Source organism: Enemella evansiae (assembly GCF_004362375.1).
In the GTDB taxonomy this organism is placed as follows: Bacteria; Actinomycetota; Actinomycetes; order Propionibacteriales; family Propionibacteriaceae; genus Enemella; species Enemella evansiae.
This window is the reverse complement of sequence record NZ_SNXA01000008.1, coordinates 1,472,696-1,489,644: the sequence shown is the minus strand read 5'-3', so window position 1 is coordinate 1,489,644 and position 16,949 is coordinate 1,472,696. Positions and strand designations below refer to the sequence as shown.

Annotated in this window: 15 protein-coding genes and 1 tRNA gene; 15 read left to right on the top strand and 1 reads right to left on the bottom strand. The window is 68.8% G+C overall.

Going from position 1 to position 16,949, the window contains the following annotated elements; all coding sequences use genetic code 11:
- The 6 genes from C8D81_RS07680 to pyk all read left to right on the top strand — a co-directional run bounded on the left by C8D81_RS07680 (position 1) and on the right by pyk (position 5,482).
- Positions 1–294, top strand: a complete 294-nt coding sequence (locus C8D81_RS07680; protein ID WP_094361035.1) for a YggT family protein — start codon at positions 1–3, stop codon at positions 292–294.
- Positions 295–507: 213 nt separating this feature from the next.
- The gene (locus C8D81_RS07675; protein WP_133625804.1) at positions 508–1,581 is read left to right on the top strand and encodes a DivIVA domain-containing protein; all 1,074 of its coding nucleotides are present in this window, start codon (positions 508–510) and stop codon (positions 1,579–1,581) included.
- Positions 1,582–1,689: 108 nt separating this feature from the next.
- Positions 1,690–2,430 (top strand): TraR/DksA family transcriptional regulator, encoded by a 741-nt coding sequence (locus C8D81_RS21845; protein ID WP_094405390.1) that lies wholly within the window; start codon positions 1,690–1,692, stop codon positions 2,428–2,430.
- Positions 2,427–3,047, top strand: a complete 621-nt coding sequence (lspA, locus tag C8D81_RS07665) for a signal peptidase II (RefSeq protein WP_094433120.1) — start codon at positions 2,427–2,429, stop codon at positions 3,045–3,047. The genes C8D81_RS21845 and lspA overlap by 4 nt, the downstream gene beginning before the upstream one ends.
- Positions 3,044–3,973, top strand: coding sequence for an RluA family pseudouridine synthase (locus C8D81_RS07660; RefSeq protein WP_094433118.1), 930 nt, complete (start codon positions 3,044–3,046; stop codon positions 3,971–3,973). The genes lspA and C8D81_RS07660 overlap by 4 nt, the downstream gene beginning before the upstream one ends.
- 57 nt (positions 3,974–4,030) lie before the next feature.
- Positions 4,031–5,482: a pyruvate kinase gene (gene pyk, locus C8D81_RS07655; protein WP_094433116.1), complete on the top strand. Its 1,452-nt coding sequence runs from the start codon at positions 4,031–4,033 to the stop codon at positions 5,480–5,482.
- 57 nt (positions 5,483–5,539) lie between these two features.
- On the opposite strand, the gene C8D81_RS07650 is transcribed toward pyk, so the two are convergent.
- Positions 5,540–5,624, bottom strand: a tRNA-Leu gene (locus C8D81_RS07650).
- A 182-nt stretch (positions 5,625–5,806) separates the two neighbouring features.
- Between C8D81_RS07650 and C8D81_RS07645 the strand changes: the two genes are divergently transcribed.
- The 9 genes from C8D81_RS07645 (at position 5,807) to C8D81_RS07605 (ending at position 16,895) form a co-directional block, all read left to right on the top strand.
- Positions 5,807–6,376, top strand: coding sequence for an ANTAR domain-containing response regulator (locus C8D81_RS07645; protein ID WP_229117837.1), 570 nt, complete (start codon positions 5,807–5,809; stop codon positions 6,374–6,376).
- 232 nt (positions 6,377–6,608) lie between these two features.
- The gene (locus tag C8D81_RS07640) at positions 6,609–7,826 is read left to right on the top strand and encodes a branched-chain amino acid ABC transporter substrate-binding protein (RefSeq protein WP_208109141.1); all 1,218 of its coding nucleotides are present in this window, start codon (positions 6,609–6,611) and stop codon (positions 7,824–7,826) included.
- A gap of 135 nt (positions 7,827–7,961) precedes the next feature.
- Positions 7,962–8,903: a branched-chain amino acid ABC transporter permease gene (locus tag C8D81_RS07635; RefSeq protein ID WP_094361021.1), complete on the top strand. Its 942-nt coding sequence runs from the start codon at positions 7,962–7,964 to the stop codon at positions 8,901–8,903.
- Positions 8,900–10,621 carry a branched-chain amino acid ABC transporter permease gene (locus C8D81_RS07630; RefSeq protein ID WP_094425955.1) on the top strand — a complete coding sequence of 574 codons (1,722 nt, stop codon included), beginning with the start codon at positions 8,900–8,902 and terminating at the stop codon, positions 10,619–10,621. Before C8D81_RS07635 ends, C8D81_RS07630 begins: the two co-directional genes overlap by 4 nt.
- Positions 10,618–11,553, top strand: a complete 936-nt coding sequence (locus C8D81_RS07625) for an ABC transporter ATP-binding protein (RefSeq protein WP_166646708.1) — start codon at positions 10,618–10,620, stop codon at positions 11,551–11,553. Before C8D81_RS07630 ends, C8D81_RS07625 begins: the two co-directional genes overlap by 4 nt.
- On the top strand, positions 11,546–12,253 hold the full coding sequence (locus C8D81_RS07620; protein WP_094361017.1) for an ABC transporter ATP-binding protein: 708 nt from the start codon (positions 11,546–11,548) through the stop codon (positions 12,251–12,253). The genes C8D81_RS07625 and C8D81_RS07620 overlap by 8 nt, the downstream gene beginning before the upstream one ends.
- Before the next feature lie 210 nt (positions 12,254–12,463).
- Complete coding sequence (locus tag C8D81_RS07615) at positions 12,464–14,149, top strand: ABC-F family ATP-binding cassette domain-containing protein (protein ID WP_094405386.1); 1,686 nt, start codon at positions 12,464–12,466, stop codon at positions 14,147–14,149.
- Between the two features lie 72 nt (positions 14,150–14,221).
- Positions 14,222–15,163, top strand: a complete 942-nt coding sequence (locus C8D81_RS07610; protein WP_133625803.1) for a DMT family transporter — start codon at positions 14,222–14,224, stop codon at positions 15,161–15,163.
- A 367-nt stretch (positions 15,164–15,530) separates the two neighbouring features.
- A complete protein-coding gene (locus C8D81_RS07605; RefSeq protein WP_094433070.1) occupies positions 15,531–16,895 on the top strand; it encodes a trypsin-like peptidase domain-containing protein in 1,365 nt (454 codons plus the stop codon).
- The last annotated feature ends 54 nt before the right edge of the window (positions 16,896–16,949 follow it).

Genomic DNA, 16,949 nt, shown 5'->3' with positions numbered 1-16,949 from the left:
ATGGTCCTGATCGGCCAGATCATCGATTTCATCCTGTGGGCCTACATCATCGTGCTGTTCGCCCGCATGGTGCTCAGCTGGGTCCCGCTGTTCGCGCCGGACTGGCGCCCCAAGGGCCCGCTGCTGGTGGTCGCCGAAGCGATCTACACCGTCACCGATCCGCCGCTGCGCGCCCTGCGCCGGGTGATCCCGCCGGTCCGGATGGGCAATGTGATGCTGGACCTGGGGTTCATGGTCCTCTGGCTGCTGATCATCGTGCTGCGCAGTGTGAACGCGCGCATCTTCTTCGCCTAGAGCCGGTACGCCGGGGGCTCCAGCTCGAGAACTGCCCGATCCGCGGAAGCAGGCCGATCGATCAGAACTGGACTCAGATGCGGTGCGGGGGGCTTCCGGGGGGCGGAGTCTCCCGGCCGTGGTGCTACGCTCGGTGGCCGAGGTGCCAGTGTGCCGCTGGTGCCTGCCCGCGCAACGGCATGTCCCTGCTCCCGAATCTTGTTGAGGTGAACGATGACCCTGACCCTGGACGAAGTCCGCAAGACAAAGTTCCACATGGCCCGGCGGACCGGATACGAGGTGTCGGAGGTCGATCTCTTCGTCGACCGCGTCGAGGCCTCGTTCGCCCAGCTCGCCGAGGAGAACCAGTCCCTCAAGCAGCAGGTCGAGGCGCTCAAGCAGGCGCAGCAGCGCAGCGAGGACCGCCGCGAGCCGAGCAACGAGGAACTCCGCCGCCAGCAGCAGGCGCAGCAGCAGACCCAGCAGCTCCAGCAGCAGACCCAGCCCCAGCAGGCCGTCGGCCAGCAGACCACCGGGCAGCAGGGCACCGGCCAGCAGCTTTCCGGCCAGCAGGCCCAGGCCACCGGCGGCAAGATGGTCGTCACCACCAGCGCCGAGGCCAGCCCGGCCGTCGTCCGGCTGGTGCAGATGGCCACCGAGCAGGCCGAGAACCTGGTCAACGAGGCCGAGCGGGAGGCGAAGCAGAAGCTCGACGACGCCAACCAGAAGGCGCGCCAGCTGACCACCGACGCGCGGACCCGCGCCGATCGGGTCGAGTCCGAGGCCCGGGTGAACGCCGAGAAGATGACCAACGAGTCGCAGGCCAAGGCCGCCGATCTCGATCGTCAGGTCGGCGCCCGGCGTACCGAACTGTTCGCCGGTCTGGAGACCGAGCGCAACCAGCTCCAGCAGGCCGTCAGCCAGCTGCGCGACTTCGAGCAGCGCTACCGGCAGTCCTTCACCCAGCAGCTGCGCCAGCAGATCCAGACCATCGAGTCCGGCACCATCGAGCCGGCCGACCGTCCGGCCGGGCTGGACAAGGCCGACGCGCCGCAGCAGGCCGCCCGCCGCGGGCACACCGAGGACGACCGCTCCGGCCAGGGGCAGCAGGGCCAGGCCGCTCAGCAGTCCCAGCCGCAGCGCGGTCAGACCGGGCAGCAGGGGCAGACCGGTTCGCAGGGCCAGACCCAGCAGCAGGGCCAGTCCCAGCAGGGTCAGGGCCAGCAGGGTCAGGGTCAGCAGTCCAGCAGCAGCACCCCGCGGTTGGACGCCCTGCTGGGTGACAACAACCAGCAGCGCAACAACTGATTCCAACTGCCGCAGGCACATCATTCGAAGGGGTCCCGCCGAGCGGGGCCCCTTCGTGTACGCTTCAGCGGACACTGAGCGCCTGAAGCCCCGAGAAGGAGCCCGTTGATGCCCACTGCCAAGAAGGCCGAGAAGGCCTCCGCGGCCAAGAAGCCGGCGGCCAAGAAGGCCCCGGCGAAGGCGACGAGCCCGGCCAAGAAGTCGTCCGCGGCCAAGAAGACCACCGCCAAGAAGGCCCCCGCGAGCAAGGCGGCCCCGGCGAAGCAGGCCAGCGCGACGAAACAGGCGACCCCGGCCAAGCAGACCGCGACCAAGAAGGCGCCGGCCAAGCAGCCGACCTCGGACGAGAAGCCGGCGACCAAGAAGGCCCCGGCCAAGCAGGCACCGGCGAAGCAGGCCGCCGCCGACACCGCACCCCGCGGGCTCGACCCGAACCGCAAGCCGGCCAGCAAGCCGTCGGAGTTCCCGGTACGCCAGGGTGAGGACAAGTGGACCCGGGCCGAGCTGGATGAGGTCCGCAACGATCTCGAGGCCGAGGTGGTCAAGCACCGCCGCTCGATCGAGCTCGCCGAGGCCGAGCTGCAGGAGCTGCTCGCCGACGGTGCCGACGGCGCCGGCCGGGACGCCGCCGATGTCGGCTCGGCCAACTTCGAGCGGGACCAGGAGATGTCGCTGGCCGCGGCCGCCCGGGAGATGCTCACCCAGACCGAGCACGCCCTGCGGTTGATCGACCAGGGGCTCTACGGCTGGTGCGAGAGCTGCGGGGAACCGATCGGCAAGGGCCGGTTGCAGGTCTACCCGCGCGCCACCATGTGTGTGGTCTGCAAGCAGCGGCACGAGAGGCGATGAGCGGATCCAGCGCCCCGCGCGCCCGGGTGATCAGCCGCCGCGCCGCGGTGGCCACCTTCACCACCGCGGCCCTGATCGGGATCGCCGCCGATGTGGTGACCAAGATCCTGGCGATCCAGTACCTCGCCCCGGCCGATCCGAAACCGCTGCTGGGGTGGGTGCTGCAGCTCTATCTGATCCGCAACCCCGGGGCGGCGTTCTCCATCGGTGCCGGCTTCACCCCGGTCTTCACCGTGCTCGCCTTCCTGGTGCTGGTCGGTCTGCTCTGGTTCGTGGTGCCGAAGGTGCGCCACCGGGGCTGGGCGATCGGGCTGGGTCTGGTGGTGGCCGGGATCACCGGCAACCTGATCGACCGACTCTTCCGCCCACCCGGTTTCGGCCGCGGTCACGTGGTCGACATGCTGATGCTGCCGCGCTGGCCGATCTTCAACCTGGCCGACGTCTGCGTGGTCTCCGGGGCGATCCTGATCATGCTGATCTGGGTGGTCCGCGGGATCGCCATGGACGGTACGCCGGAACCGGGCCGCGAAGACAAGAGCGGCAAGACCGACAAGACCGACAAGACCGAGACCAGCGCCGCCGGCGCCGATCCCGAGCCGGGTGACCCGGTCCGATGAGCGGGCAGTCCCGGATCCTGCTGGTCCCCGACGGGCTGGACGGTGAGCGGGTCGACGCGGCCGCGGCCCGGATGCTCGGCCTGTCCCGCAGCCGGGTCGCCGAGCTGGCCGGCGAGGGCCAGGTCAGCCTGGACGGTACGCCGGTCGGCAAGTCCGACCGGGTGCGCTCCGGGGCGATGCTGGAGGTGCTGCTGCCGGAGGTGACCGCCGGCGTACCGGTCACCCCCGAGGTCGTCGAGGGCGTCCGGATCGTGCACGACGACCGCGACATCGTCGTGGTCGACAAACCTGTCGGCGTCGCCGCGCATCCCTCGCTGGGCTGGGACGGCCCGTCGGTCACCGAGCACCTGGCCGGGGCCGGGTTCCGGATCTCCACCTCCGGCGCGCCGGAACGCCAGGGCGTGGTGCAGCGGCTGGACGTCGGCACCTCCGGGCTGATGGTGCTGGCCAAGAGCGAGCAGGCGTACACGGTGCTCAAACAGGCCTTCCGGGACCGCACCGTCGACAAGACCTATCACGCGGTCGTGCAGGGGCACCCGGACCCCTTCGACGGCACCATCGAGGCACCGATCGGGCGGCATCCCGGGGCGGACTGGAAGATGGCGATCACCGCCACCGGCCGACACTCGGTGACCCACTACGAGACGCTCGAGGCGATGGTCGCGGCGACCCTGCTGGAGATCCATCTGGAGACCGGGCGTACCCATCAGATCCGGGTGCACATGGCCGCCATCAAGCATCCCTGCGTCGGCGACCCGACCTATGGCGGTGACCCGAAGCTGGCGGCCCGGCTCGGGCTGGAACGGCAGTGGTTGCATGCGGTACGCCTCGGCTTCATCCATCCCGGCACCGGGGAGTACGTGAGCTTCGAGTCGGACTATCCCGACGATCTTTCCCACGCGTTGGAACAGCTGCGCGCGAGTTGATCCAAGGGCCTGTCGGCGGGCTGACCGACAGGTCACCGCGTTGATAGGGTCGAAGGTGTGCGGAGAGCGAAAATTGTGTGCACGCTCGGCCCGGCCACTTCGGGCGTGGAGCGACTGACAGAACTCGTCGAGGCGGGCATGAACGTGGCCCGTTTCAACATGAGCCACGGCGACCATTCCGAGCATGCCCGGAATCTGGCCGACCTGCGCCGGGCGGCCAGTCACGTCGGCCGGCCGGTCGGCATCCTGGCCGACCTGCAGGGGCCGAAGATCCGGCTGGGCCGGTTCGCCGAGGGCCAGGTCACCCTCACCTACGGCGACCGGTTCACCATCACCACCGACGACATCCCCGGTGACGCGACGCGCTGCTCGACCACCTTCAAGGGGTTGCCCGGTGACGTCAGCCCCGGCGATGTGATCCTGATCGACGACGGCCGGATCCAGCTGCGCGCGGAGAGCGTGACCGCTACCGATGTGATCACCCGGGTCACCGTCGGCGGCCCGGTCAGCAACAACAAGGGCATCAACCTGCCCGGGGTCGCGGTGAACGTGCCGGCGATGACCGAGAAGGACATCGAGGACCTGCGCTGGGCGCTGCGCAACGAGTTCGACATGGTGGCGCTGTCGTTCGTCCGGTCGGCCGAGGACGTGAAAATCGTGCATCAGGTGATGCGCGAGGAGGGCCGCCGGGTACCGGTGATCGCCAAGGTGGAGAAGCCGCAGGCGGTGGCCGCCATCGACGAGATCGTCGATGCCTTCGACGCGATCATGGTGGCCCGCGGTGACCTGGGCGTCGAGCTGCCGCTGGAGGATGTGCCGCTGGCGCAGAAGACGATCATCACCACCTGCCGTCGGATGGCCAAGCCGGTGATCGTCGCCACCCAGATGCTGGAGTCGATGATCAGCGCGCCGCGGCCGACCCGCGCCGAGGCCTCCGATGTCGCGAATGCGGTGCTCGACGGTGCCGATGCGGTGATGCTGTCGGGGGAGACCTCGGTGGGCACCTATCCGGTCGTCGCGGTCCAGACCATGGCACGGATCGTGACCAAGACCGAGGCCGCCGGCACCGACCGGATCGCCAGCATCGACTGGGATCCGCACACCACCGGCGGTGTGATCGCCAAGGCGGCGGTCGAGGTGGGGGAGCGGCTGGGTGTGAAATATCTGGTCGCCTTCACCAAGTCCGGTGACACCGCCCGTCGGCTGGCCCGGCTGCGCGCCTCGATCCCGATCCTGGTGTTCACCCCCGAGGACAAGACCCGGCAGGTGCTGACCCTGGTCTGGGGCGTGCAGTCCTTCCACATCCCCGAGGTCGACACGACCGATGAAATGGTCCAACTGGTGGACAAGGCGCTGATCGAGTCGGCACGGATCTCGGTCGGTGACCGGGTGGTGATCGTGGCCGGCTCCCCGGTCGGCATCCCGGGCAAGACCAATGCGCTGCGGGTGCACCGGATCCAGCCGCCGCTGTCGGAGACGACCCGGTCCGACTGGGACGGGGAGATCTGAGCGACCGGACGACAACAGGCGTACGCCCAGCTGGGCGTACGCCTGTTCCTTTCGTCGTACCGAGGAGGGGATTCGAACCCCTAAGGCCGATCAAGGCCAGACGGGTTTGAGCCGTCCGCGTATACCGTTCCGCCACCCCGGCAAGGTGCTGATCCACTCTAGCGGCTCGACTCGGGGCGCGCACACGCGGATATTTTGCGCAACCTTGAACCCGCGAGGGAGAATCGTCTGGTGACCGAAAAGACCAGCACCCCAGACACCCCCAGCCAGGCCACCGACGCCAAGGCCGGTGACACGCCCACCGGGAAGGCGAAGCCCCGGGTCCTGGTCGCCGAGGACGAGGCCCTGATCCGGCTCGACCTCGTCGAACTGCTCACCGAGCAGGGTTACGAGGTCGTCGGCGAGGCCGCCGACGGTGAGGCCGCGGTCGAGATGGCCCGCGAGCTCGATCCCGACCTGGTCGTGATGGACGTCAAGATGCCCAAGCAGGACGGCATCACCGCGGCCTCGACGATCGCCGAGGAGCGGATCGCCCCGGTGGTGATGCTGACCGCGTTCAGCCAGCGCGAACTCGTCGAGCGGGCCCGCGAGGCCGGCGCGATGGCCTATGTGGTGAAGCCGTTCGACGCCTCCGACGTGGTGCCCGCGATCGAGATCGCGATGGCCCGGTACGCCGAGATCCGGGCGGTCGAGGACGAGGTCACCGATCTGGAGGAGCGGCTCGAGTCCCGCAAGGCGGTCGACCAGGCCAAGGGCCTGCTGCAGCAGCAGTTCAAGATGAGCGAACCCGAGGCCTTCCGCTGGATCCAGAAGAGCGCGATGGACATGCGCAAGTCGATGCGCGAGGTCGCCGAGGGCGTCATCGACCTGGCCAAGAAGAACAAGAAGCGCTGATCGTCGACGGCCGGGGACTACTAGGCCTCCGGCCGTCAGCCAAGCCCGCCACGGACACGATTCCGCATCGGTTTGGGTCACCGTTTGTGACAATCAGTACCTGTTGGTAACGAACTCGTATCAACAAGGTGCTGTCACTCGCATGACGGCCGCAAATGGGACCTACTGTTTCTCACGGCTCGACAGAGATGCCCCCGCACGGTCGCGGGGTGCGAGATCCAGGAGGACAGACGTGAACCGTCGGATGATGATCGCAGGGGCATCCCTGCTCGCGGCCTCGCTGGCCGTCACCGCGTGCGGCAGCCGCGCCGAGAGCGGCAGCGGCGGCGGGTCGGGTGGCGGTGGCACCAAGACCGCCAAGATCGGTGTGGTGGCTCCGCTCTCGGGTGACCTGTCCCCGCTGGGCATCGGCATCAGGAACTCGGTGGACCTCGCGATCAAGGAGGCCAACGCCAACAACACCATCCCGGGCTGGAAGCTCGAGCTGGTCGCCGAGGACGACGAGGGCAAGCCGGACACCGGCAAGAACGCCGCCACCAAGCTGACCAGCGACGACGAGGTCGTCGGCGCGGTCGGCCCGCTGAACTCCTCGGTCGGTCAGGCGGTGCAGCCGATCTTCCAGTCGGCCAACGTCACCCTGATCTCGCCGGCGAACACCAACCCGACGCTCACCAAGGGCGCCGACCTGGCCAACCCGAAGCGGACCTACGACAACTACTTCCGCACCTGCACCACCGACGCCATCCAGGGCCCGTTCGCGGCCAAGTACCTGCTGGATTCCGGCATCAAGGAAGTCGCCACCATCCACGACAAGAAGGCGTACGGCCAGGGCCTGGTCTCCGCCTTCAGCGAGGCGTTCACCGCCGGGGGCGGCAAGGTCACCACCGCCGAGACGATCAACCCCGACGACAAGGACTTCTCCGCGGTCATCTCCAAGGTGAAGGCCTCCAACCCGAAGGCCGTCTACTACGGCGGCGAGTACCCGCAGGCCGGGCCCCTGTCGCAGCAGATGAAGGGCGCCGGGCTGAACGTGCCGCTGATGGGTGGCGACGGCATCTACGACCCGAAGTACATCCAGCTCGCCGGCCCGAACTCCAACGGTGACCTGGCCACCTCGGTCGGTGCGCCGACCGAGAAGCTGGAGTCGGCGAAGAAGTTCGTCGACGCCTACAAGGCCGGCGGTTACTCCGATCCCTACGGTGCCTACGGTGCGTACTCCTACGACGCCGCGAACGCCATCATCCAGGGTCTGAAGACCTCGCTGGCCTCCGCGCAGGACGCCAAGTCCGCCCGCAAGGACACCATCGCCGCCGTCGGCAAGGTCGACTTCCAGGGCGCGACCGGCAAGGTCGCCTTCGACCAGTGGGGCGATTCCACCGCCCGCGTGCTGACCGTCTACAAGGTCAGCGGTGGCGAGTGGACCGCCGACAAGACCGAGGACTTCAAGTAACGGCCAGCGGGCTCTGACCCTCGGCCGGCAACGCGGCCGAACAGAGCCCGACCGCCCTCGAGTCGGACCGTGCAAGGGGCGGGGAGTGATCCTCCCCGCCCCTTCCGGCTGGCCGGAAGGAGTGAGTAGCTCTCCATGGACCTGTTCCTGCAACAGCTGATCAACGGGTTGTCCCTCGGTGCGCTGTACGGCCTGATCGCCGTCGGCTACACCGTGGTCTACGGCATCGTTCAGCTGATCAACTTCGCCCACGGCGAGATCTTCATGATCGGCGCCTTCGGCAGCCTGGCCACCTGGATGGTGCTCGGCTCGCCGACGAGCTGGTCGGCGCCGATGGCCCTGCTCGTACTGATGCCGCTGATGATGGTCGGCGGCATCATCTGTGCGGTCGGGGTCGCCCTGCTGACCGAGCGCCTGGCGTACCGGCCACTGCGCAATGCCCCCAGGTTGGCCCCGCTGATCTCCGCGATCGGCATCTCGGTGGCCCTCCAGGAGGCGGTACGCCTGTTCTTCCCCGGAGCCAAGAGCGCGCTGCGATTCCCTGCCATCGAAGGGATTTCGGGGCGCTCGGTGAAGTTCGGCGGCGTCGATGTGCAGATGTCGTCGGTGTTCACCCTGGTCGCCCTGGTGGTGTGCGCCGGCTTCCTCTACTTCTTCGTCAACCGCACCAAGATGGGCCGCGCCATGCAGGCCACCTCCCAGGATCCCGATACCGCCCGGCTGATGGGCATCAACGTGGACAAGGTGATCATGGTCGCCTTCGCCGTCGGTGCGGCGCTGGCCGCGGTCGCCGGCATGGCGCACGGACTGCGGTACGCCAACATCGACTTCCGGATGGGCTTCATCTCCGGTCTGAAGGCGTTCTGTGCGGCGGTCCTCGGCGGCATCGGCAACATCAACGGCGCCGTCGTCGGTGGTCTGGTGCTCGGCGTGGTGGAGACCTTCGCCACCACCTACATCCCCGGCACCTTCGGTTCCTCGGCCTGGAAGGACGTCTGGGCGTTCATCATTCTGATCCTGGTGCTCGTCTTCCGGCCCCAGGGTCTGCTCGGTGCAAGGGTGGTGGATCGCGCATGAAGTCGCTCATCAAGCCCGAACAGCAGGAACGCCTGCAGGGCACGGGCCGGATCGTCGCCATGGTCGGTGCCGTGCTGATGATCATCGCCCCCTACCTCAAGTGGGCCTACGGTGCGGACGCGCTGGACGACATGACCTACTGGGGTGGGCCGTCGATCCTGCAGTTCCTGTTCCTGGCCCTCGGCGTCATCGTGCTGGTCAGCCTGATCGGGTCGCTGCTGCGGAACCGGGTGGCCGCCCTGACCCGGATCGACTGGTACCGGGCCGCGAAGGCCGCCGCCACCGGAGGCCTGGTCTTCGTGATCGTCACCATCCTGGCGATCGCGTTGGAGCTCGGCGGTCTGATCAACCTGGAGCCCGGTGCCTATGTGGCGCTGGTCGCCGCGCTGATCGCGTTCGCCGGCACCCGGCTGCTGCCCGGTGGCGCCGATGCCACCCTGGATCGGCTGAAAAGCCCGCACTGGTTGCAGATCGTGGCGATCGTGCTGCTCCTCGCCGCCGGACTCGCCGGCACGGCGTACGGCCTGAGCCTCAGCGACGGCGGCAGCTTCGTGCTGTTCATCGTCTTCGTGTTCGCGGTGCTGATGGTGCTGGTCCGCAGCGGCATCTCCGGCTGGCTGTCCCGGGCCGCCCGGGAGAACCGGCAGGTGCTGGTGCTGTCGGCCTTCGTGGTGGCGTTCGCGCTGCCGTTCACCCAGGACGGCTCGGATGCCAACATGTCGGTCGCCCAGCAGGTGCTGATCTTTGCCGCGACCGCGCTCGGGTTGAACATCGTGGTCGGTCTGGCCGGTCTGCTCGACCTCGGCTACATCGCCTTCCTCGGTGCCGGCGCGTTCACCGCGGCGGTGCTGTCGAAGTCGGCGTTCGCGACCTTCTTCGCCTGGAAGCCGCCATTCATCGTGGTGGTGCTGATCGCGGGCTGCGTCTCGGCGGTGCTGGGTCTGATCATCGGTTCGCCGACCCTGCGCGTCTCCGGTGACTATCTGGCGATCGTGACGCTGGCCTTCGGTGAGATCTTCCGGTTGGCGATGCTCAACCTGGACGGCAACGACGGGCCGAACATCATCAACGGTTCGAACGGCATCCCCAACATCCCCGACCTCCAGCTGGGCGGCTTCGACTTCGGCGAGCCGCACACCATCCTGGGGGTGGAGATCGGCCGCTTCGCCAACTACTACTGGCTGATGCTGCTGGTGCTGGCACTGATCATCCTGGTGTTCGCCAACCTCAACCGGTCCCGCATCGGGCGCGGCTGGGTGGCGATCCGTGAGGACGAGAAGGCCGCCGAGGCGATGGGGGTGAACACCTTCGGGCTGAAGCTGCTGGCCTTCGCCGGCGGCGCCTTCCTGGCCGGGGTGGCCGGTTCGGTGAAGGCACATGCCGACGTCTCGGTCACCCCCGACCAGTACATCTTCCTGGAGTCGGCGTTCCTGCTGGCCGCGGTGGTGCTGGGCGGTATGGGCACCATCGTCGGCGTGCTGGCCGGTGCCACCATCCTCAAGCTGCTGCCCGAGAAGTTGCGTGTGGTCAGCGATTACCGGTTGCTGGCCTTCGGGTTGCTGCTGGTCGTGATGATGCGCTTCCGGCCCGAGGGTCTGGTCCCGGACAGCCGGCGGCAGCTGGAGTTCCATGACGCCGAGGAGGAGGCGGCCGAGGCCGCCGCCACCGTGAACGACGACGACAGGTCCGGACAGGCTGCGAAGGGAGCGTCGGCATGAGCACCGCCATCCAGAGCGAGCGGCCCGAGCGGCCGGATCTGAGCAATGCCGAGGTGTTGCTCTCGGCCGAGCAGGTGACCATGCAGTTCGGCGGTCTGACCGCGGTCAACAAGGTCGACCTGAAGGTGCACAACGGCGAGATCATGGGCCTGATCGGCCCCAACGGGGCCGGCAAGACCACCTTCTTCAACTGCCTCACCGGGCTCTACCAGCCGACCAGTGGGCGGGTGATGTTCAACGGGTCGGTGCTGCCGCCGAAGCCACGCAAGGTGGTGATGGCGGGGATGGCCCGTACCTTCCAGAACATCCGGCTGTTCCACAACATGACCGCGCTGGAGAACGTCATGGTCGGCCGCTACTCGCGGACCCGGGCCAATGCGATGGACGCGATCCTGCGGCTGCCGCGGCACCGGCGGGAGGAGCGGGAGACCCGGGAGCGGGCACACGAACTGCTCGAGTTCGTCGGCCTGGGCAAGGTCGCCGATTCGCTGTCGCGCAACCTGTCCTACGGTGACCAGCGGCGGCTGGAGATCGCGCGGGCGCTGGCCACCGATCCCAAGCTGCTGTTGCTCGACGAGCCGACCGCCGGCATGAACCCGCAGGAGACCCGGCAGGCGGAGGAGCTGATCTTCAAGATCCGCGACCTCGGGCTGGCGGTGCTGGTGATCGAGCACGACATGCGGTTCATCTTCAACCTCTGCGACCGGGTCTGCTGCCTGGTCCGTGGCGAGGTGCTGGTGGAGGGGACCGCGCACGAGGTGCAGTCCGATCCGCGGGTGATCGAGGCCTACATCGGTTCGGCCGAGAACCTGGAGGAGAGCCTGGCGGAGGAGGGGCTCGTGCCGCCCGACGATCCGGTTCCCCAGCAGCAGGAGGAGACCGATCAGCAGCGGCATTCGGGCGCGCACCGGGAAGGGGAGCGGGATGCTTGAGGTCAAGGACCTGGAGGTCGCCTACGGCCGGGTGAAGGCGGTCAAGGGCATCTCGTTCTCCGTCGAGGAAGGGCAGGTCGTCTCCCTGCTCGGTACCAACGGGGCCGGCAAGACGACCACCCTGCGCACCATCTCCGGGTTGATCAAACCGGTGGCCGGGGAGATCTGGTTCGAGGGCGAGCGGCTCGACGGCGTCCCCGCGCACCAGGTGGTGACCCGGGGGATCGCGCAGTCGCCGGAGGGCCGGCGGCTGTTCCCGCGGATGAGCGTCGAGGACAACCTGATGCTCGGCGCCTTCGCCCGCAAGGACACCACGAACCTGCGCAAGGACGTGCAGCGCGTCTACGACCTGTTCGAGGTGCTCGGCCAGCGGCGCAATCAGCCGGCCGGGCTCTTCTCCGGCGGTGAGCAGCAGATGCTGGCGATCGGCCGGGCGATGATGAGCCGGCCACGGCTGCTGATGCTGGACGAGCCGTCGATGGGCCTGTCGCCGATCATGACCCAGACGATCATGACCACGATCGCCGAGCTGCAGTCCGAGGGCGTGACCATCCTGCTGGTCGAGCAGAACGCCCAGGCGGCGCTCGCGCTCGCCGACTTCGGTTACGTGCTCGAGGTCGGCTCGATCATGTTCTCCGACACCGGCCGCGCCCTGCTCACCGACGACCGGGTGAAGCGCACCTACCTCGGCGCCGACTGAGTCACGGTCATCGAGCAGCTCGCCCGCTCCCTGGCCGGCCGTTCCCCGACTCTGCGGCTCAACTCTCACTCCGCGGACCGCATGCAAGCCGCGGAGTGAGAGATAGGCCGCGAAGTGGACCCACTGCGGGTGGCTTCGTCTCGCTCGCTCAGTCGGCGTACCCGGAAACTCGGCTGCGATCGCACCGGACAGCTCCTACGATCGTGACCCATGGGTCATGTGGAGCTGTCCGGTGTGTCGTTCGACCTGCCGGACGGCCGACCGCTGCTGCACGAGATCTCGTTCCGCGTGGGTGATGGCGCGGTCGTCGGGCTGATCGGGCCCAACGGTGCCGGCAAGACCACCCTGCTGCGGCTGGTCGCCGACGAGCTGACGCCGAGCCGGGGGAGCATCAGCCGTTCCGGCGGGCTCGGCGTGATGCGCCAGTTCATCGGATCGGTCCGCGACGACTCGACCGTGTCCGATCTACTCTATTCCCTGTCTCCACAGCGAATCCGGGATGCAGCGGCCGCGGTGGACCGGCTTGAGCTGGAGCTGATGACCGATGATGCGGAGGCCGTCCAGTTGGCGTACGCCGCAGCGCTCGCCGAGTACGCCGACGCCGGTGGCTACGACGCCGAGGTGATCTTCGACGCCTGCTGCACCGCCGCGCTGGGCATCGGTTACGAGCTCGCGAAGTACCGCGAGGTGAACACCCTCTCCGGCGGCGAGCAGAAGCGGCTCGCGCTGGAGGTGCTGCTCCGCGGCCCCGATGAGGTGCTGATCCTCGACGAACCGGACAACTACCTCGACGTGCCCGGCAAACGCTGGCTGGAGGAACAACTGCGCGGCACCCAGAAGACGGTGCTGCTGGTCAGCCACGACCGCGAACTGCTGGCCCGCGCCACCACCCAGCTCGCCGTGCTCGAACTGGGCCGCGCCGGGAACACCCTCTGGGTGCACCACGGCGGCTACCGCAGCCTGGCGCGGGCCCGTGAACAACGCTTCGAACGGTTCGCCGAGCTGCGCCGCCGCTGGGACGAGGAGTACGCGAAGCTGCGCGAGCAGATGCTGATGTACAAGCAGAAAGCGGCCTACAACTCCGACATGGCCTCCCGCTACCAGGCCGCGCAGACCCGGCTGGATCGTTTCGAACAGGCCGGGCCGCCGGAGGCGGTGCCGCTGCGCCAGCAGGTCAGCATGCGGCTGGCCGGTGGGCGCACCGCGAAACGCGCCGTGGTCTGCGAAGACCTGGAGCTCACCGGGCTGATGCAGCCCTTCGACACCGAGATCTGGTTCGGCGACCGGGTCGGGGTGCTCGGCTCCAACGGTTCGGGCAAGTCGCACTTCCTGCGGCTGCTGGCCCGCGGTGGTTCGGATCCGGGACCGGGCAATGTGGCGGTGGATCACGAGCAGATCGCCCCGGTGGCCAGCACCGGGGTGGCCCGGCTCGGCTCGCGGGTGCGACCCGGTTGGTTCGCCCAGACCCACCACCATCCGGAACTGCTGGGGCGTACCCTGCTGGACATCCTGCACCGCGGCGACGAACACCGCGACGGGCTGCCGCAGGAACCGGCGGCCCGGGCACTGGATCGCTACGAGTTGGCCCGGTCGGCCGAGCAACCCTTCGAGACCCTGTCCGGTGGGCAGCAGGCGCGGTTGCAGATCCTGCTGCTGGAACTCGGCGGGGCCACGCTGCTGCTGCTCGACGAGCCCACCGACAACCTGGACATCGAATCGGCGGAGGCGTTGGAGCACGCGCTCGCCGGCTTCGAGGGCTCGGTGCTCGCGGTCACCCACGACCGCTGGTTCGCGCGCTCGCTGGACCGCTTCCTGGTGTTCACCGCCGAGGGCCGGGTGATCGAGTCCGACGAGCCGATCTGGGACGAGACCCGGGTACGCCGGGTGCGCGGCTGATTCAGTACGGCTTCACTGTCGGTAAGAAATACGTGCTGGTGCTGAATGGTCCCCGTCGCCAAGGATGGGCTCATGACCAGCACGCTGCCCCGACCGGCACTGCGGCCCGGCGTACTCCCGATCCTGGCCGCGGCGGTGACCGCGGTGCTCTGGGCATCCGCCTTCGTCGCGGTCCGGGCCGTCGGCCGAGATTTCTCCGCGGGTGCGCTCACCCTGGGTCGGCAACTGGTCGGCTCGCTGGCGCTGACCTGCGTGGTGCTGGCGCGCTCGCTGCGACGGGGTGGGTTCCCGCGGCTGCCGCGTGGCCGGCTGCTGGTCGCGGTGCTCGGCTGGGGTGCGGCCTGGTTCGGGCTCTACAACCTGGCGCTGAACACCACCGAGCGGCATCTCGACGCCGGGACCACCGCGCTGCTGGTGAACCTGGCGCCGGTACTGATCGTCGTGCTCGCCGGATTCCTTCTGGGTGAAGGGTTTTCCGGTCGCTTGATGGCCGGCCTGCTGGTCGCCTTCACCGGCGTGGCGCTGATCGCGGCGACGACGTGGCGGGGCGGCGGTGAGCTGCTCGGCGTGCTCTGCGGGCTGGCGGGAGCGCTGTTGTACGCCGGCAGCGCGACGGCGCAGAAACGGCTGCTGGTCCGGATCGACGCGCTCATCCTGACCTGGCTCGGTTGCCTCACCGGCCTGCTGGTCGCGCTGCCGTTCGGCCCCGAACTGTTCCGGCAGGCCGCGGCAGCACCGGCCGGTGCCGTGCTCGGTATCGGTTATCTGGGCGTGTTCCCGACCGCGATCGCCTTCCTCACCTGGGGGTACGCCCTGTCGCACGTCCCCGCGGGCCGGCTGGCCGCCTCCACCTACGTCATCCCACCGCTGGTGGTGCTGCAGTCCTGGCTGCTGCTCGGTGAGGTACCGGCCCCGCTCGCCTTCCTCGGTGGCGCATTGTGTCTGGCCGGGGTCGCCGTGGCCACCGTCACCGGGGTACGCCGTGCCCGCCGCGGTGAACCCGACGTCGGCTGAGCGCGCGAAGCCCCTGGGGGTTCGCATCATGCGACCGGGACCGGCGGTCGCCGCATGGCTGCGGACAGTGGACGCGGACAGTGGTGGATCTGACAGGGACGAGCGGCAGACGTTCGAGCGGCAACCCATCCGCGGGTACCGTCCGGGCACCCGACCATGCCACCGGACACCCGATCCAGTCACGCTGAATCGGGTGCCCGGTCGCACCATTGGGTGCCCGGAGGTCCATCTCGGCACGCTGGCCCGGTTCCGCTCCGCGGCGCCGGGCCTGCTAGTCGATGAGCGTGACGATGCCGCTGGCAACTTCTCAGCGCGGTCCTGTGGGTCGCACAGCGGGCGCACAGAAACGGGCGGTCAACTGGATGACATGACGAGCCATCCGGAGCAGAACCCCCAGAACAACGGCTACTGGAACGGGCCTGATTACACCCCGCCGTCGATGCCGGTCCCGCCGCAACCGGCGCAGGAGCAGTACGGCTGGCCGCAGCCGCAGGCCACCGCGCCCGACCCGGGGCCGTCGACCAACGCCTACCCCGGCACCGGACCCGCCGGACCGACCGGACCCACCGGGCCGGGTGCCACCACCGCGTACGCGAGCGCACCGGTGCCGACGAAGAAGAAGCGGCAGCGTGGCCCGCTGCGGATGATCGTGCCGACGGCGCTGATCGCCGCGCTCGCATCCTCGGGGATCACCGTCGCGGCCCTGCAGGCCACCTCCTCACCGGCCGCGGGCGGCACCACCCAGGTGAACACGGTGGTGCAGGGCAGCCCGGCCAATCCGGACTGGACCCAGACCGCCAAGGTCGCCGCTCCGTCGGTGGTCTCGATCGCGGTCCAGGGCCGCACCGGCAGCGCCGAGGGCTCCGGGGTGATCTACGACCGCTCCGGCAACATCGTCACCAACAACCATGTGGTGAACGGGGTCGGCGCCGGTGCCCAGCTGCAGGTCACGCTCTCCAACTATCAGGTCTATGCGGCCACCCTGGTCGGCAGCGATCCCTCCACCGACCTGGCGGTGATCAGGCTGCAGAACCCACCGGGTGACCTGCAGCCGATCGCGCTCGGGGATGCCAACAACCTGACGGTGGGTCAACCGGTGATGGCGCTCGGCAACCCGCTCGGGCTGTCCGAGACCGTGACCACCGGCATCGTGTCGGCCCTGGATCGTCCGGTGATCACCCAGCAGCAGTCCGGTGGCAACAGCCCGCTGAGCGGCGGTACGCCGCAGCAGGCGGTGACCAATGCCATCCAGACCAATGCCGCGATCAACCCGGGCAACTCCGGCGGCGCGCTGGTCGATGTCTCCGGCAAGCTGATCGGGATCACCTCGTCGATCGCCAGCCTGGGTTCCAGTCAGGGGACCTCCGGCAACATCGGCATCGGGTTCGCGATCCCGGTCAACCAGGTCCGTTCGGTCGCCGACCAGCTGATCAGCGGCGGCACCGTCCAGCAGGCCTATCTCGGGGTCTCCTCGACCGATGCCACGGCCAAGGTCGATGCGAGCTCGTTCTCCGGGGCGGGCGTACGCCAGGTCGTCTCCGGGTCGCCGGCCGACCAGGCCGGAATCCGTGTCGGTGATGTGATCCTCGGCATCGATGAGGACACCGTGCCCAACTCCGAGGCGCTGATCGCCCAGGTCCGGGAGCGCAACGTCGGCGACCGGGTGACCCTCAAGGTCGCCCGCGGCACCTCCACCGTCGAGGTCCCGGTCACCCTGGCCGCAGGGCAGTGATCCGGCCTGGCTCCTCGCTGCGATCCATCGAACCTTGAGTGCACCCGTCGCTGC

What these genes read in the sequence shown, in the direction of transcription:
- C8D81_RS07680 (WP_094361035.1), top strand. Translation starts at nt 1, where the DNA reads ATGGTCCTGATCGGCCAGATCATCGATTTCATCCTGTGGGCCTACATC.
- C8D81_RS07675 (WP_133625804.1), top strand. Translation starts at nt 508, where the DNA reads ATGACCCTGACCCTGGACGAAGTCCGCAAGACAAAGTTCCACATGGCC.
- C8D81_RS21845 (WP_094405390.1), top strand. Translation starts at nt 1,690, where the DNA reads ATGCCCACTGCCAAGAAGGCCGAGAAGGCCTCCGCGGCCAAGAAGCCG.
- lspA (WP_094433120.1), top strand. Translation starts at nt 2,427, where the DNA reads ATGAGCGGATCCAGCGCCCCGCGCGCCCGGGTGATCAGCCGCCGCGCC.
- C8D81_RS07660 (WP_094433118.1), top strand. Translation starts at nt 3,044, where the DNA reads ATGAGCGGGCAGTCCCGGATCCTGCTGGTCCCCGACGGGCTGGACGGT.
- C8D81_RS07635 (WP_094361021.1), top strand. Translation starts at nt 7,962, where the DNA reads ATGGACCTGTTCCTGCAACAGCTGATCAACGGGTTGTCCCTCGGTGCG.
- C8D81_RS07630 (WP_094425955.1), top strand. Translation starts at nt 8,900, where the DNA reads ATGAAGTCGCTCATCAAGCCCGAACAGCAGGAACGCCTGCAGGGCACG.
- C8D81_RS07625 (WP_166646708.1), top strand. Translation starts at nt 10,618, where the DNA reads ATGAGCACCGCCATCCAGAGCGAGCGGCCCGAGCGGCCGGATCTGAGC.
- C8D81_RS07620 (WP_094361017.1), top strand. Translation starts at nt 11,546, where the DNA reads ATGCTTGAGGTCAAGGACCTGGAGGTCGCCTACGGCCGGGTGAAGGCG.
- C8D81_RS07615 (WP_094405386.1), top strand. Translation starts at nt 12,464, where the DNA reads ATGGGTCATGTGGAGCTGTCCGGTGTGTCGTTCGACCTGCCGGACGGC.
- C8D81_RS07610 (WP_133625803.1), top strand. Translation starts at nt 14,222, where the DNA reads ATGACCAGCACGCTGCCCCGACCGGCACTGCGGCCCGGCGTACTCCCG.
- C8D81_RS07605 (WP_094433070.1), top strand. Translation starts at nt 15,531, where the DNA reads ATGACGAGCCATCCGGAGCAGAACCCCCAGAACAACGGCTACTGGAAC.